The organism is Acinetobacter amyesii (assembly GCF_002018365.1).
In the GTDB taxonomy this organism is placed as follows: Bacteria; Pseudomonadota; Gammaproteobacteria; order Pseudomonadales; family Moraxellaceae; genus Acinetobacter; species Acinetobacter amyesii.
This window is the reverse complement of record NZ_MVKX01000003.1, coordinates 170155-184301: the sequence shown is the minus strand read 5'-3', so window position 1 is coordinate 184301 and position 14147 is coordinate 170155. Positions and strand designations below refer to the sequence as shown.

General features: G+C 41.4%; 12 protein-coding genes. 9 read left to right on the top strand and 3 right to left on the bottom strand.

Annotated features, from left to right (window positions below; translation table 11 throughout):
• Positions 1-79 precede the first annotated feature (79 nt).
• Positions 80-1984 carry a ribosomal protection-like ABC-F family protein gene (abc-f, locus tag B1202_RS06200; RefSeq protein ID WP_078189707.1) on the bottom strand — a complete coding sequence of 635 codons (1905 nt, stop codon included), beginning with the start codon at positions 1982-1984 and terminating at the stop codon, positions 80-82.
• A gap of 34 nt (positions 1985-2018) precedes the next feature.
• Between abc-f and B1202_RS06195 the strand changes: the two genes are divergently transcribed.
• From B1202_RS06195 to B1202_RS06165, 7 genes are all read left to right on the top strand, one after another.
• The gene (locus B1202_RS06195; RefSeq protein WP_078189840.1) at positions 2019-2264 is read left to right on the top strand and encodes a SlyX family protein; all 246 of its coding nucleotides are present in this window, start codon (positions 2019-2021) and stop codon (positions 2262-2264) included.
• A 132-nt stretch (positions 2265-2396) separates the two neighbouring features.
• The gene (locus tag B1202_RS06190; RefSeq protein WP_078189706.1) at positions 2397-3398 is read left to right on the top strand and encodes a hypothetical protein; all 1002 of its coding nucleotides are present in this window, start codon (positions 2397-2399) and stop codon (positions 3396-3398) included.
• A gap of 70 nt (positions 3399-3468) precedes the next feature.
• Positions 3469-3918, top strand: coding sequence for a hypothetical protein (locus tag B1202_RS06185; RefSeq protein WP_078189705.1), 450 nt, complete (start codon positions 3469-3471; stop codon positions 3916-3918).
• Positions 3919-3956: 38 nt separating this feature from the next.
• Positions 3957-6599 carry a type I DNA topoisomerase gene (gene topA, locus B1202_RS06180; RefSeq protein ID WP_078189704.1) on the top strand — a complete coding sequence of 881 codons (2643 nt, stop codon included), beginning with the start codon at positions 3957-3959 and terminating at the stop codon, positions 6597-6599.
• Positions 6600-6689: 90 nt separating this feature from the next.
• Positions 6690-7493: an NYN domain-containing protein gene (locus B1202_RS06175; RefSeq protein ID WP_078189703.1), complete on the top strand. Its 804-nt coding sequence runs from the start codon at positions 6690-6692 to the stop codon at positions 7491-7493.
• 1 nt (position 7494) lies between these two features.
• Positions 7495-8253, top strand: coding sequence for a hypothetical protein (locus B1202_RS06170; protein ID WP_078189702.1), 759 nt, complete (start codon positions 7495-7497; stop codon positions 8251-8253).
• Positions 8254-8379: 126 nt separating this feature from the next.
• Positions 8380-8952 carry an HdeD family acid-resistance protein gene (locus B1202_RS06165; protein WP_078189701.1) on the top strand — a complete coding sequence of 191 codons (573 nt, stop codon included), beginning with the start codon at positions 8380-8382 and terminating at the stop codon, positions 8950-8952.
• A gap of 76 nt (positions 8953-9028) precedes the next feature.
• Here B1202_RS06165 and B1202_RS06160 read toward each other — a convergent pair whose 3' ends face one another.
• On the bottom strand, positions 9029-9478 hold the full coding sequence (locus B1202_RS06160; protein WP_067763790.1) for a carboxymuconolactone decarboxylase family protein: 450 nt from the start codon (positions 9476-9478) through the stop codon (positions 9029-9031).
• Between the two features lie 83 nt (positions 9479-9561).
• On the opposite strand from B1202_RS06160, the gene B1202_RS06155 reads away from it, so the two are divergent.
• Positions 9562-10731, top strand: coding sequence for a glycerate kinase (locus B1202_RS06155; RefSeq protein WP_078189700.1), 1170 nt, complete (start codon positions 9562-9564; stop codon positions 10729-10731).
• A gap of 6 nt (positions 10732-10737) precedes the next feature.
• Here the strand turns inward: B1202_RS06155 and B1202_RS06150 are convergent, their stop codons facing one another.
• Positions 10738-11865, bottom strand: a complete 1128-nt coding sequence (locus tag B1202_RS06150) for a S41 family peptidase (protein ID WP_078189699.1) — start codon at positions 11863-11865, stop codon at positions 10738-10740.
• Positions 11866-12149: 284 nt separating this feature from the next.
• Here B1202_RS06150 and B1202_RS06145 point away from each other — a divergent pair, with 284 nt between their 5' ends.
• Positions 12150-14138, top strand: a complete 1989-nt coding sequence (locus B1202_RS06145) for an ATP-dependent helicase (RefSeq protein ID WP_078189698.1) — start codon at positions 12150-12152, stop codon at positions 14136-14138.
• The last annotated feature ends 9 nt before the right edge of the window (positions 14139-14147 follow it).

Here is a 14147-nt window from a genome sequence, read left to right as displayed (position 1 = left end):
TTAGCCATCCAGTCGAGTCATATGACATAAAAAAAGCCGTATCGAAATACGGCTTTTTCTGTGTGGAATATTTGTGGACTTAGCCTTTAGCGAGCGTTTCTAGCTCATCTAAACGTTCCATTTTTTCTAGCATTTCGTCATCAATTTCAGCAAGACGCTGTGATGCTTTGGTGGCAGCATCGGCGTCAGTCATAAACCAAGAACCGTCGGCTAATTTTTCAGACAATTCAGCTTGCTCTTGTTCCAATGCTTCAATTTCAGTTGGCAGTTGTTCTAGGGCACGTTGGTCTTTATAGCTGAGCTTGACTTTTTTAGGCACCGCAGCGGCAGCCGCTGCTTCGGCTTTAGCCATGGCTTTTTTCACATCGCTTTTTTGATCCACAACAGTTTGGTCAGGACGTTGTTCCAAATAGTCTTGGTAACCGCCGATGTATTCATCGATTTGACCTTTACCATCAAAGACCCAAGTCGAAGTCACCACGTTGTCCATAAATGCACGGTCATGCGAAATCAGTAACAGTGTGCCTTTGTAAGCGCTGAGCATTTCTTCTAATAGTTCAAGCGTCACCATATCCAAGTCGTTGGTCGGTTCGTCCATCACGATAAGGTTCGATGGTTTTAGTAGCAGTTTCGCCAACAGAATACGGTTACGCTCACCCCCAGACAGTGCTTTAACCGGTGTACGTGCGCGTTCTGGAGAGAATAAGAAGTCTTGTAAATAACTGTAGATGTGACGACGGCTACCATTGACATCGACATGGTCTGAGCCTTCAGAGACGTTATCTTTCACTGATTTTTCAAGATCAAGTGCATTTCGAAGCTGATCAAAGTAAGCAACTTCAAGTTGTGTACCTGTTTTCACAGTACCAGTATGTTCTTGCTCACCCAAAATAGCTTTAATGAGGGTGGTTTTACCCACACCGTTGTCACCGACCAAACCGATACGGTCACCACGTAAAACCAGTGCCGAGAAGTCTTTGATGATTGGCGCGCTGTTGCCAAATTGCACAGCCAAGTTTTCAATTTCAAAGACCACTTTACCTGAGCGCTGCGCATCTTGCGTTGCCATGCTCACTTTGCCTTGTTGTGAACGACGCGCCTTAGACTCTTCACGCAACGCTTTTAGAGCACGAACACGACCTTCGTTACGGGTACGACGCGCTTTAATGCCCTGACGAATCCACACTTCTTCTTCAGCGAGTTTTTTATCGAATAGCGCATTTTGCTTTTCTTCCGCTTCCATTTGCTGAGCTTTGAGTTCGAGGTAACGTGAATAGTTACCTTCATAGCTACGCAAAATGCCGCGGTCAAGTTCCACAATACGAGTCGCAATATTGTCGACAAATGAACGGTCATGCGAAATAAACAACAGGGTTAAGTTATTTTGATCGAGTAAGAATTTTTCGAGCCATTCAATACTTTCAACGTCCAAATGGTTGGTCGGTTCGTCGAGTAGCAATACATCGGGCTGCGTTAAGAGAGCACGTGCCAATAAAACACGACGCTTACGACCACCAGACAAATCTGCAAGGTCAGCTTCTGGGTCTAGGCCCATTTTACTGAGGATAGCATTCACTTTAGTTTCAAGTGACCAGCCATCCATTTGATCCATCTGATGTTGTAGGTTGCCCATGCGCTCACAGGCGTCCATATCGCCGAGTACGCAGGCATCGCTGGCTTCATGATAAGCACGTAGAACAGTTGCAGCTTCACCAGCACCATCGGCTACAATATCAGCGACTTTGCCCGAATCCATGGGGACATCTTGCGCAAGCATTGAAATGGTAATGCCATTTTGCAATGAAACTTCACCGCCGTCTGGCAATAAAGTTCCCTCAATCAGTTTAAGTAAAGTAGACTTACCTTCACCATTACGACCGATTAAACACACTCGTTCGCCACGCTCTAAACTGAAGTTCGCGCCGTCGAGTAGGGAAGGTCCGCCAAACGCAAGCTGGACGTCCCTTAAAGTAATATAGGCCATAATGTTTCCTGAAATCTTATATGAGGAGTGTAAATTGACTACACAACAAAATCTTGATGAACAGGCGTCATTTTCCGCACCCATTGAAGATTTGCAAGTCCGAATTGCATTTTTAGATGATTTAGTTGATCAACTGAATGATCAAGTTGCGCGTCAAAACGCCGAAATCGCTGATTTAAAGAAACAAATGCAGATGTTGTATCGTCGTATTGAATCGGCAGATTTATCTGAAGGCATCGCGGCATTTGACCCGATGACCAACCGCCCACCGCATTATTAATGTCGATTTTGAATGACAGGCAGATGACGAATCAGCGCCAAAGCTGTGGATTGGTGTAATTTTATTTGACCTTTTGCAGCGTGACAGGTCTAATGCACCGCATCTGCTGATCGAAACCCATTATTTCATCTCATGAGTCAAAAAGTTGTCCTGCTAGATTTGGAAAATAACCCGCCCACAGCAAATCTATTGCGCAATATCATTGAACATTACAGTACTTTGTATGTGTTTAGCTGCAATGGAAAATTTGAATATGCACTTGAAGACTTAACTGAAATTGCAGGGTGGATCACGAGTGGCCAATTGGTGGTTTTGGATATTCCAGAAACGCCGCAAAAAGAATTTGAATATGCGGTGATTGTGGGGCAACTGATGGCCTTGATGGATCCAGATGCGCATATTGAAGTGATTTCAGCGATGCCTGATATTGAATTACTGATGGAACAATTGGACGGCTCTGGACTCAGCGCACATCTCATTCAAATTCAGTCAGAACAAGAAGCTTCACATAAAGTGAAATATAAAATTCCTGACCTTGAAACCATTCGGAATAAACCTGATTTATTACTGATTAAACACTATTGTGATGGTCTGGAAAAACTCAGTGGCAAACCCAACAGTTTGGATAAACTGAAAAATTCGCTGATGAATATTTTGCAAGTCTCTAGCGAAAAAGCTCAGCATTTGGTCGGTATGTTGATCAATCTAAACATCGTCAAACGCTTTGATGAGCAGATTTCGATTCGAAAAAAAGTACTCAAACAATGGGTGCAGCTAGATTTAAATGCGACTGCTGAAACAGCATTGTCCATCAAAACAGACCTGAATGCATTTACTGCTTCACTCGAAGATCAAACCTCAAATACTGATGATACGGCGTCGATGATTCAGGCTGCACAGCAAGGCTTGTTTAAAAATTTTAATAAAATTGACCCTGTGCAAATGGAAGTGATCCGAAAATTGCATGAATTAAAGTCAGATAAACCAAAAGATATCTATGCCTTACGTGATTTATTGGAGCAAATGTTCCCACAATCTGACGTTCGATTATTACTTAAAGAGTTGATCGAAAAAGGATATATCTATTGGAATGGTCACGAAGTGCTGTATAGCCACGAGATGTTCCTGAATTAATTTTATCGAGTGAACTTGCGTTTTATATTGCGCTTATGCAACTCTAATAAAGGAATATAAAGGTTGTGCTATGGAAAATACTGGAATCTGGGTTACCGTTTTTATTGTGGTCTTTGTACTTGGGTCGATTTTTGGACTTCGAGTAAATCCTAGAGAAAAAGCCTTGGGTATTATGCGTGAGAAGGCGCGTAAGATGGGGTTGCATCCACGTTTAGTGGCTGCACCTGCTTGGACCAAGATTCCAATGGCTTCTGAAAAACGTGCCAGTATGGTGGCGTATTACAGTGTGCTGATTCCAGATGCGCGTTTGCCTTTAATGCGTGCTTTAGTGGTCGATGACAAACTTGAACTGGTGCATGGTGATGACAAGTTCAAGGATTTAGCCATTACATTAAAGGGCATTTATGCTATTGATATGCAGGCAAACTGTGTAGGACTCTATTGGAACGAAGAATCTGACTTAAGGGCCACACAGCTTGATGATATGAAAGCATTTTTACATTCATTGGCTGAACTTTAAATTTTAAAAAACCTATTAAACAGGAATGATGGTTAACTATGGCGAACGCTCCTCGGTCCACATCTAAAAGTACCACAGCAAAATCTGCCGATGCTGGGAAAAAGCGTGCGTTAGTGATTGTGGAATCGCCTGCAAAAGCGAAAACAATCAATAAATATTTGGGCTCTGATTACATCGTAAAATCATCGGTGGGTCATGTCCGTGATTTACCTACAGGCGGCTCTGCGAAAACAGCAGAGAAAAAGCCAGTAACTCGTGCAAAATTAACTGAAGCTGAAAAAGCCAAAAAAGCACAAAAAGCTTTGGTTAATCGTATGGGCGTAGACCCTGAAAATGACTGGAAGGCACAGTACGAAGTCCTACCGGGTAAAGAACATGTTGTTGCAGAACTGAAAAAGCTTGCATCGCAAGTTGACGAGGTCTATCTCGCAACGGATATGGATAGGGAAGGAGAAGCAATTGCTTGGCATTTAAAAGAAGTCATTGGCGGTGACGACTCACGTTATCAACGTGTGGTGTTCAACGAAATTACCAAAAATGCCATCCAAGAAGCGTTTAAACATCCTTCTCGCCTCGATACAGATAAAGTGAATGCTCAGCAAGCCCGTCGTTTCCTTGACCGTATAGTGGGCTTTATGATCTCGCCACTCTTATGGGAAAAAATCGCCCGTGGTCTATCGGCAGGTCGTGTGCAATCAGTGGCTGTTAAACTTGTGGTTGAGCGTGAACGTGAAATTCGTGCCTTCATTCCAGAAGAATTTTGGCAAGTTTTTGCAGATACCAAGTCGAAGAAAGACGATATCCGCTTAGAAGCAGTGAAGCAAAATGGCAAGACTTTAAAACTACACAATAAAGCTGAAACGGATGCTTTATTGAACCTGATTAAAGATGCCGACTACACAGTTTCAGCTCGTGAAGATAAACCAACCAAGGTTAATCCAAGTGCACCATACATCACGTCTACACTGCAACAAGCAGCAAGTACACGTTTAGGTTTTTCTGTGAAGAAAACCATGATGTTGGCACAGCGTTTATATGAAGCCGGCTTTATTACCTACATGCGTACAGACTCAACATTCTTGAGTGATGACGCTGTAAATATGGTTCGTGGTCATATTGAAACTGAGTTTGGTCAAAAATATTTACCGGCTAAACCAAATCGCTATGGCAATAAAGCTGGTGCGCAAGAAGCCCATGAAGCGATTCGTCCATCAAATGTCGCGCTAAAAGGCGATAGTTTGGTGGGTGTAGAGCGTGATGCACAGCGTCTTTATGACTTGATTTGGCGTCAGTTCGTTGCGTGTCAAATGACCCCTGCAGAATATTTATCATCAACGATTTTAGTCAATGCCAATGGCGTCGAACTCAAAGCCAAAGGCCGTACATTGGTCTTTGATGGTTTTACCAAAGTGCGTGGTCAAAACAAATCCGATGATGATGTACTGCTACCTGCTGTAAAAGTCGGTGAAGTACTGAAACTTGAAAAATTAGATCCATCGCAGCACTTTACTAAACCACCTGCACGCTTCACTGAAGCATCATTGGTCAAAGAGCTTGAGAAAAAAGGGATTGGTCGTCCTTCGACGTATGCTGCGATTATCTCAACCATTCAAGACCGTGGTTATGTGAAGCTTGATAACCGTCGTTTGTTCGCCGAGAAAATGGGTGAAATCGTGACAGACCGTCTCGATGAAAACTTCAATAACTTGATGAACTATGCATTCACGGCAGACCTTGAAGGTCAGCTGGATAAAGTCGCCGATGGTGATCGTAACTGGAAAGAGTTACTCAATAGCTTCTACGGTGATTTTAAAACACGCTTAACCACAGCTCAGGGTGAAAATGGCATGCGCCGTAATTTACCTGTAGAAGTGGATGCTGTGCACTGTAAAGAATGTGATCGTCCGATGCAGATTCGTACAGGGACTACAGGCGTGTTCTTGGGTTGTTCAGGTTATAACTTACCGCCAAAAGAGCGTTGTAAGGGAACTTTGAACCTGACACCTGTAGAATCATTGGCTGCACTGTCTGACGATGATTCGGCAGAAACAGCAGATTTAATGTCGAAAAAACGCTGTCCAATCTGTGAAACAGCCATGGATAGCTATGTGATTGATGGTGGGCGTAAGTTGCATATCTGTGGTAATAACCCAGACTGTGCTGGTTTTGAGCTTGAAGAAGGTGAGTTCAAAATCAAAGGTTATGATGGTCCAACCATTCCGTGCGACAAATGTGATGGCGAAATGCAATTGAAGACAGGCCGTTTCGGTCCTTACTTTGCATGTAATAGCTGTGACAATACACGTAAAGTGTTGAAGAGCGGTCAGCCTGCACCTCCACGTGTAGATCCAATTAAAATGGAGCACTTACGTTCAACCAAACATGATGACTTCTTTGTTCTTCGTGATGGCGCAGCAGGTTTATTCTTAGCTGCAAGTAAGTTCCCGAAAGTTCGTGAAACTCGTGCGCCTAAAGTCGCGGAACTACGTTCTGTTGCAGATCAGTTGGATGCGAAATATCAGTTCATCTTACAAGCACCAGATGTCGATCCTGAAGGAAACCCAACATTAGTGAAATTCAGCCGTAAGAACCAAGCGCAATATATTGGTTCTGAAAATGCTGAAGGAAAACAAACCAAATGGTCTTTGGTGTACCAAGACGGTAAGTGGGTTGAGGCTTAAGCTTTAAAATCAATAAAATGCTGACTTCGGTCGGCATTTTTTATGTCAGAATTAATCAAAATTTAAATGATAAAAATGATTGGGGGAATAGTGGAAATTCAAACGAAAAAGTTTGCTGTACTCATAGATGCGGATAACTCATCAATCAATGCTATTCCATTTGTGTTGGAAGAAGTTGCAAAATATGGAATCGCAAGTGTTAAACGAGTTTATGGAGATTGGAGCAGCGAAACCTTAAAAAATTGGCGTGAAGTCTTACTTCCTCATGCCATCACACCTGTTCAGCAGTTTGCTTACACAAAGGGCAAAGATGCAACGGATATGATTTTGATCATTGATGCGATGGATTTGCTGTACGCAGGTGCATTGGATGGCTTTTGTATTGTTTCAAGCGACAGTGATTTTACCCCTTTAGCATCTAGAATTCGTGAAAATGGGCTAAGTGTTTACGGTTTTGGAAAAAAGTCGACGCCAGAGGCATTTAAAAAAGCATGTGATAAATTTATTTATGTTGAAAACTTACTGCAAGATAATGAGCTAAAAAATACTGAAGAAGATCTTATTAATTCACCAATTAAAGAAGTCATTGAAAATACAAAAGTAAGTGAACCAAAGCCATCTGTGCAGATTAAAGAGAATACAATCACTGAAATCATTGATAAACCCACTTTAAATTTGATTTATAAAGCTGTGAAAGATAATGCGGATGAAAATGGATGGGCCAATTTAAGTATGGTTGGGCAATATATCAGCGCAGTCAAACCTGACTTTGATTCTAGAAACTACGGTCGAGCAAAATTATCTGGACTAATTAAAACGCTAAATTTATTTGAAACAAAAATAGAAATGAGTCAAATGTATTTAAGAAAGATAAAAAAGCAGAGTACGATTTAACATGTGGAAAAAAATTCGGGTACTGTGCTTATTGCTGATTTTATTGGTTGTCGCAGTCAATGCCTATAAAGACAAAAATCAAGACTGGAGTAAACCGATCTTTGTATTGTTACATCCAATTAATGCAGATGGTCGAGAGAGCACACAAGCTTATATACAGCAGCTATCTGTCAATGATTTAAACGATGTTCAACAATATTTACAAGCGACAGCACAGAAATACCGAGGGCAACCGACTTATCTGTATTTTAAGTTAGGTCGCGAGCTGAAAGTTTTACCTCCCAAAGTACCCAATGACGCCGGTATGTTGGACGTTATCTTATGGAGTTTGAAATTCCGCTACTATGCTTGGCAGCACCATGAAAATGTAGATGGAGTTTCGAGTGTCACGCTATTTTTAAATTATTACGATCCGACTCAAACCAAAGAACTTAAACATTCCACAGCTTTGGAAAATGGTCGAATTGGATCGGTGAATTTATTTGCATCGAATAAACAGACAGCGCAGAATAAAATCGTTTTAGCCCATGAGTTATTACACGCTTTTGGTGCAACTGATAAGTATGATTTGGCTACAGGTCAGCCGATTTTTCCTGTCGGTTATGCAGAACCCCAACGGCAGCCTTTGTTTCCACAAAGCAAAGCTGAACTGATGGCAGGGCATATTCCTACCTCACAGACGCAAAGTAAAATGCCTGAAGATTTAGCTGATACTGTGGTGAATGACGTCACAGCGATTGAAGTGGGATGGAAAAAATAATGTGGATAAAACCTATCTTATCCACAGTCTAAGTCAGCAGTGTGGATAAGATTTGGACTTTTCTTTCATTTTTCTTCATCATAAAGTTGCATAATCCATTGAATAACGAATAACTTGAGAAAAAACATGAGAACAGTAGGCAACGATTTAATTCGCAGTCAGCTCCATGAAAACCGTAAGTGGTATCTCGGTTTGGGTGCTTTATTGGTGGTCTTCGGATTGGTCCTTTTGGCAGCTTTGCCATTTGCGACACTTACGGTGATTTATATTTTTGGTGTGCTGATGATGTTAGGTGGAGTAATCCACTTCATCGCAGCATTTAAAATTTTTGAAGGCGGTTACCGCTGGTTCTGGGCACTATTTGGTGTGCTGTATTTGGTCGCAGGCTATTATGCATTTACAACGCCTGTCAAAACGGCCATTGTCCTGACCAATTTGTTGGCGATTATTTTGATCATTGCAGGGGTCATTCGTATCTTTAATGCTGTGCTATTTCGAGCATTTCAAGGTTGGGGATGGACACTATTTTCAGGGCTATTGACCTTGATTACTGGTGTGATCATTTTGATGTCGCCTGATGCGCCATTTTGGGTATTAGGATTATTCTTGGCGGTTGATATTTTATTCCAAGGGGTCAACTACCTTACTTTGGCTTCTTATATTCGACGTGAAGTACCGAAAAGCTCGGCAGAGCAGTAAGCTGCTTGCTGAACTAATAAATAAAAAAGAGTGCTGAGGCACTCTTTTTTTATTCAGTTTTAATGTGTACAACCCGTTAAGGTTTTACGCTATAGCGGCTACTAATGGCGATACGATTCCATGTGTTAATGACAATCGCAAGCCATTCAATCGCACTGATTTGATCATCCGTTAAAAATGGCAGGGCATCTTCATAGACGGCATCGGGAACTTGGCCTTCGGCAATCAATGTAATCGCTTCGATCAAGCTTAAAGCCGCACGTTCTTTTTCATCGTAGTACGCAGTTTCACGCCATGCATTGAGTAGGCTAATGCGTTCAATGCTTTCACCTGTTTTAAGTGCATCTTGCGCATGCATGCGAATACAGAAGGCACATTCGTTGATTTGGGATGCACGTAATTTGAGTAAATGAGCTAATCCTTCACTCAGGCCAGCTTCATTTATTTTTTGCATTGCCAGTGCATCAAGCTCTGCGACTTTTTTATATAGCTCAGGTGCAGACTGACCTAGGTTGATTCGTGACATTTCGAGCCTTTCTGATGTTTTTAGATATACCTGCTATTTTAAAACCGTTATGGTTGAGGACAAGTTTTATTTTGAGCATTTAGATGACCACTTTTGTTCTTGCGCCCGATTCATTTAAAGAAAGTATGAGTGCTCAACAAGCCTGTGATGCGATGCAACGTACAATTTTAAAGCTCATACCTGATGCAAATGTCATCGCTGTGCCAATGGCAGATGGCGGTGAAGGAACTGTGGATGCGTTACTCAGTGCTTGCCACGGTCAAAAAGTGCCGATAGCGCTTACAGGTCCTTTGCCCAATCAACGTGTGACGACGTATTTCGGTTTGATTGACGGTGGAAAAACCGCAGTGATTGAAATGGCAAAAGCCAATGGAATTCATCTTGTCGATATGGCTAAGCGAAATCCTTTACTGACGTCAACTTATGGTACGGGCGAAATGATTCAGGCTGCTCTAGACTTCGGAGTAAGTAAAATTATCATTGGCTTAGGCGGGAGTGTGACGAATGATGGCGGTGCAGGTATGGCACAGGCCTTGGGGGCACAATTTTTAGATGAAAATGGCTTGGAAATAGCAGTTTGTGGTGGTTATCTGGATCAAATTAATAGTCTTGATTTGACACAGCTCGACTCACGTTTAGCGCAAACAGAGATCATCATTGCCAGCGATGTCATTAATCCACTATGTGGTGATCATGGCGCATCCCATATCTTTGGCCCGCAAAAAGGCGCAACGCAGGAGATGGTGCGTCAGTTAGATCAGAACCTCAGTCATTATGCCGATGTGGTTGAAGCGACACTGGATTGTGCTTTACGTGATATCGCAGGTGCAGGCGCTGCAGGTGGACTAGGTTTTGGGCTGATGGCTTTTGCAGGTGCATCAATGCGATCAGGTGTGGAATTGGTCATTGAACAAAGTCAGTTGAAGGAAAAAATAGCACAGGCAGATTATGTGCTGACAGGTGAAGGGAAAATTGATCATCAAACTAAGTTCGGTAAAACACCATTTGGTGTGGCACAGGTTGCAAAAAAGTTTAATAAACCCGTGATCGCCTTTGCTGGTCTAGTGGGTGAAGGGATAACAGAATTCTATGATTTGGGTTTCACACAGATTGTTGGGATTAATCCACCAGATTGTAAGTTGGAAGATGCATTAAAAAATGCCGAAACATACTTAGAAAAAAGTTGTACAGATCTCATCAATTCAATATGCAAAAGATCAGAACCGACTCCTCTTAAGATAGATCGGTTCTGAAAAGTGTTACTTCCATAAGCGATTTTCTAAATAGTGCTGTGCCAATTTGACTTCTGCATCGTATTCAGTTTGATTTTTCGGTTTAGGGAGGCGAATATTAGGTGCAATACCAATATTATCAATTTCTTGTCCTGCGCGACGATTGACATAGGTTGTTGCGTACCATAGTGATAATTTTGTAGAAGGAGTTTTAGTATCTCTTAGATTAGATGCGTCTAATGCCCCATAAGTATTTCTACCTATGGTCACAACGCGTGGGTTTTGCTTTACTGATTTAACGAACTCTTCACCAGAGCTTCCGCAATATTCATCAGTTAAAACGACAACTTTTTTTGGCGTTGCGAGTACATCTTTCTTGGTAATTTTTTCAACATCTAATGATTTTTCTACTCCCATATAGACCCAACTATCCTTTTTTTTCTCCATTTTTTTAATGATTTGATCTAATTCATGTTTGAACTTAGGATCTGGGTATATTCTTTGCAATTCTTTATAGGCGTGTATATTGGCTTGGGAAGTATAAACCTGTGGCATTTCTGTCCAATAATCAGCTTCCCCGAGTAATTTAAATAAAGGTTCTGCTGAGTGGTCAACACCACCTGCATTTTTACGTAAATCTAAAATCAAGTATTGCGCATTTAAAATACCATCTTGATTATTTTTGATGATTCTTTCGAGTTGATCTTTAATTGAAATCCCAAAAGATGGAATAAGGATATAACTTGTTAAATTCGATAATTTTTTTGTAATAACTAAATCATCTTTTTGTTGGGTAGAGATTTTTTGAACATAGTCAGACATGGATATGGCATTCAACTCAATATGACCTTTTCTAATTGCTTTTAGGAAAGGCTTGGTAATGTCAATACACTCTTTCACATTGGTTACTGAATTAGCTTTCAGTTTTTGTTCATCTAAAGTTTTTTGAATATTTTTAGGATAGTCCGTCCAATTCTTTGCACGAATCCCAGCATCATTCTCCAGTAAAAATTTGGCAGTAAAGTTGATGTCTTGTAAGCATTCTGTACTGGTCATTGGAGGTAATATTTTCTCTTCTTCTGCATGATTGATTTGGGTAAAGAATAGTGAACAGGATAGGAGTAAGAGTGTTTCTGGTTTTAAGCGAAATAGCATGAATCAATCCCTTTATTTTTGATGCTTTCGTTATGCAAAAAGTGTGCAGATTTTTTATTCAGTCTTTTTATTCAATATTTTTAATGAATGATCAAATGTACCTAGAAGAATACATGTTTACAAGTAGATTAAGAGTGAGTAAGTTATTAAATAAAAATGTTTTTTTTATTTATTTGATGGTGTTTAAAAATGTAACGTCAAACGTTGTCACTTTGTAGTCGTCTACGCTGTGAATTTAGGGTAGCTCTGTTAAACTACCAATTCACATAGCACGATGAGACACCATGAGTTTAGCCAACCTGATTGATGAATTAAATCCTCAACAAAAACAAGCCGCAACAACAGAAGCACAGCATAGCTTGGTTTTGGCAGGAGCAGGTTGTGGTAAAACCAAAACCATCGTAGCGCGTGCAGCTTATTTAATTGATCAAGGCGTGCCTGCCAATCAAATTCAAATTTTGACTTTTACTCGCCGTGCGGCCAGTGAAATTGTCGCTCGTGTGGAGCTGGCTCTAGGTGAGCAAGCCAAAGGGTTACGCGCATCAACCTTTCATACCTTTTGCATGTTCCTATTGCGGCGTATTCCAAAAGCGTTTGGTCTAGAACAGTTTTCGATTATTGATCGTGATGATCAACTCATGATGTTCCGCCTGATTCGTGGTCGTGATGATAAGAAAAACCCCAACCACTTGCCCAAGCCGAAAGAACTCTGTGATCTGTATTCCTTTGCGCGGAATACGCGTCAAAAACTCAGCATTGCCATGGAAAAGCAAATGCCTGAGTACTTTGCGTTGAAAGATCAAATCGCGGATATCATGAAAGAATACGAAGCTCGTAAACGTGCGCGTAGTTTTTTAGATTATGACGATATCTTGGCGATTGTGGCAAAAGCCTTAGCGGAATCAGATGGATTGGTCGATTATGTTGCTTCGATTTGTCGCCACATGTTGGTTGATGAAATGCAGGATACCAATCCGCTGCAATGGGCGTTACTTGAGCCACTAAAGGAACGTGTCAGCTTGTTCTGTGTCGGCGATGATGCACAGTCCATTTACGGTTTCCGTGGTGCAGACTTTGAAAATATTCATCATTTCAAAGAGCGGGTACCCGACGCACAAATTTTCAAACTCGAAAAAAATTATCGTTCAACCCAAGAAATTTTAGACCTGTCGAATTGGTTGTTGGATGAAAGCGAAATTAAATATGACAAACGCCTAGATGCCTATCGTGGGGAAGGGATTAAGCCGAAAATGCATATTTTCCCGAATGAGTTTGATGAAGCGAAATGGATTGCCATCGACATCAAAGAGCGTCATTACCTCGAAGGCAGCAAATGGTCGGATCATATGGTGCTTGTACGTTCAAGCTTTGCTGCTCGTCATATTGAAGCAGCCTGTATTGCCGCAAACGTGCCGTATCGCTTTATCGGCGGAATGAAATTACTTGAAACAGCCCATGTAAAAGACTTGCTCAGTGTGCTGCGTGTAGTGGCCAATCCTTTAGATGATATCGCGTGGATGCGCTTTTTAACCTTGTGGAATGGTGTGGGTGATGTCGGTGCGAGTAAGTTATCGCAGCAGATTTTACTTGAGCCAGAAATGCAAGCCATTGCAACCAAGTTGGAAAAATTTGGCAAAGTACCTGACCAAGCGATTCTGATGATGAAGCAAATGTCAGTGCTGAAAGATCAGGTCAAAGAATGTGTAAGTTTGGCTGTTCAAGCGATTTCTGAGCAGCTGGAAGAAAACTATAAAAAAGATTGGAACCGCCGTGTCGGTGATTTCGATCTGGTGAAACAACTGGCATCTAAACATACGCAGTTGAGTGAATTCTTAGAAGAATATGTCCTTGATCCAGTTTCCATTTCTGAAATTGAACGCCAATCTGACAGTGATGTCGTGACGTTAATTACCATTCATTCGGCAAAAGGAACGGAGCAAAAAGTCTGTTATGTGGCGAATGTCACACCAGGGCAATATCCACATGCACGTGCTCAGGGTAATTTCGATGAAGTGGAAGAAGAACGTCGCGTGTTATATGTGGCGCTGACACGTGCGCAAAATGAACTAATTTTGACTAAGCAAAACTTGAACCACTGGGCACGTGAAACTGTCGATGAGCAAGGGCGTAAAGTAGAAAGTTACTTTATGAATGATTTAACTCGAAATTTATGTAGTTTGGAAACACACTATAAAACCCGTCAGCAAACCGTAAAAAGTGCCTTAATCGAAAGAAAATCGATTAATTTAGATTTTGGTATCGATCTCGATTAAAATAGATTT

Coding starts and splice junctions, on each gene's coding strand:
- abc-f (WP_078189707.1), bottom strand. CDS start 1,984: ATGGCCTATATTACTTTAAGGGACGTCCAGCTTGCGTTTGGCGGACCT.
- B1202_RS06190 (WP_078189706.1), top strand. CDS start 2,397: ATGAGTCAAAAAGTTGTCCTGCTAGATTTGGAAAATAACCCGCCCACA.
- B1202_RS06185 (WP_078189705.1), top strand. CDS start 3,469: ATGGAAAATACTGGAATCTGGGTTACCGTTTTTATTGTGGTCTTTGTA.
- topA (WP_078189704.1), top strand. CDS start 3,957: ATGGCGAACGCTCCTCGGTCCACATCTAAAAGTACCACAGCAAAATCT.
- B1202_RS06170 (WP_078189702.1), top strand. CDS start 7,495: ATGTGGAAAAAAATTCGGGTACTGTGCTTATTGCTGATTTTATTGGTT.
- B1202_RS06165 (WP_078189701.1), top strand. CDS start 8,380: ATGAGAACAGTAGGCAACGATTTAATTCGCAGTCAGCTCCATGAAAAC.
- B1202_RS06160 (WP_067763790.1), bottom strand. CDS start 9,478: ATGTCACGAATCAACCTAGGTCAGTCTGCACCTGAGCTATATAAAAAA.
- B1202_RS06155 (WP_078189700.1), top strand. CDS start 9,562: ATGACCACTTTTGTTCTTGCGCCCGATTCATTTAAAGAAAGTATGAGT.
- B1202_RS06150 (WP_078189699.1), bottom strand. CDS start 11,865: ATGCTATTTCGCTTAAAACCAGAAACACTCTTACTCCTATCCTGTTCA.
- B1202_RS06145 (WP_078189698.1), top strand. CDS start 12,150: ATGAGTTTAGCCAACCTGATTGATGAATTAAATCCTCAACAAAAACAA.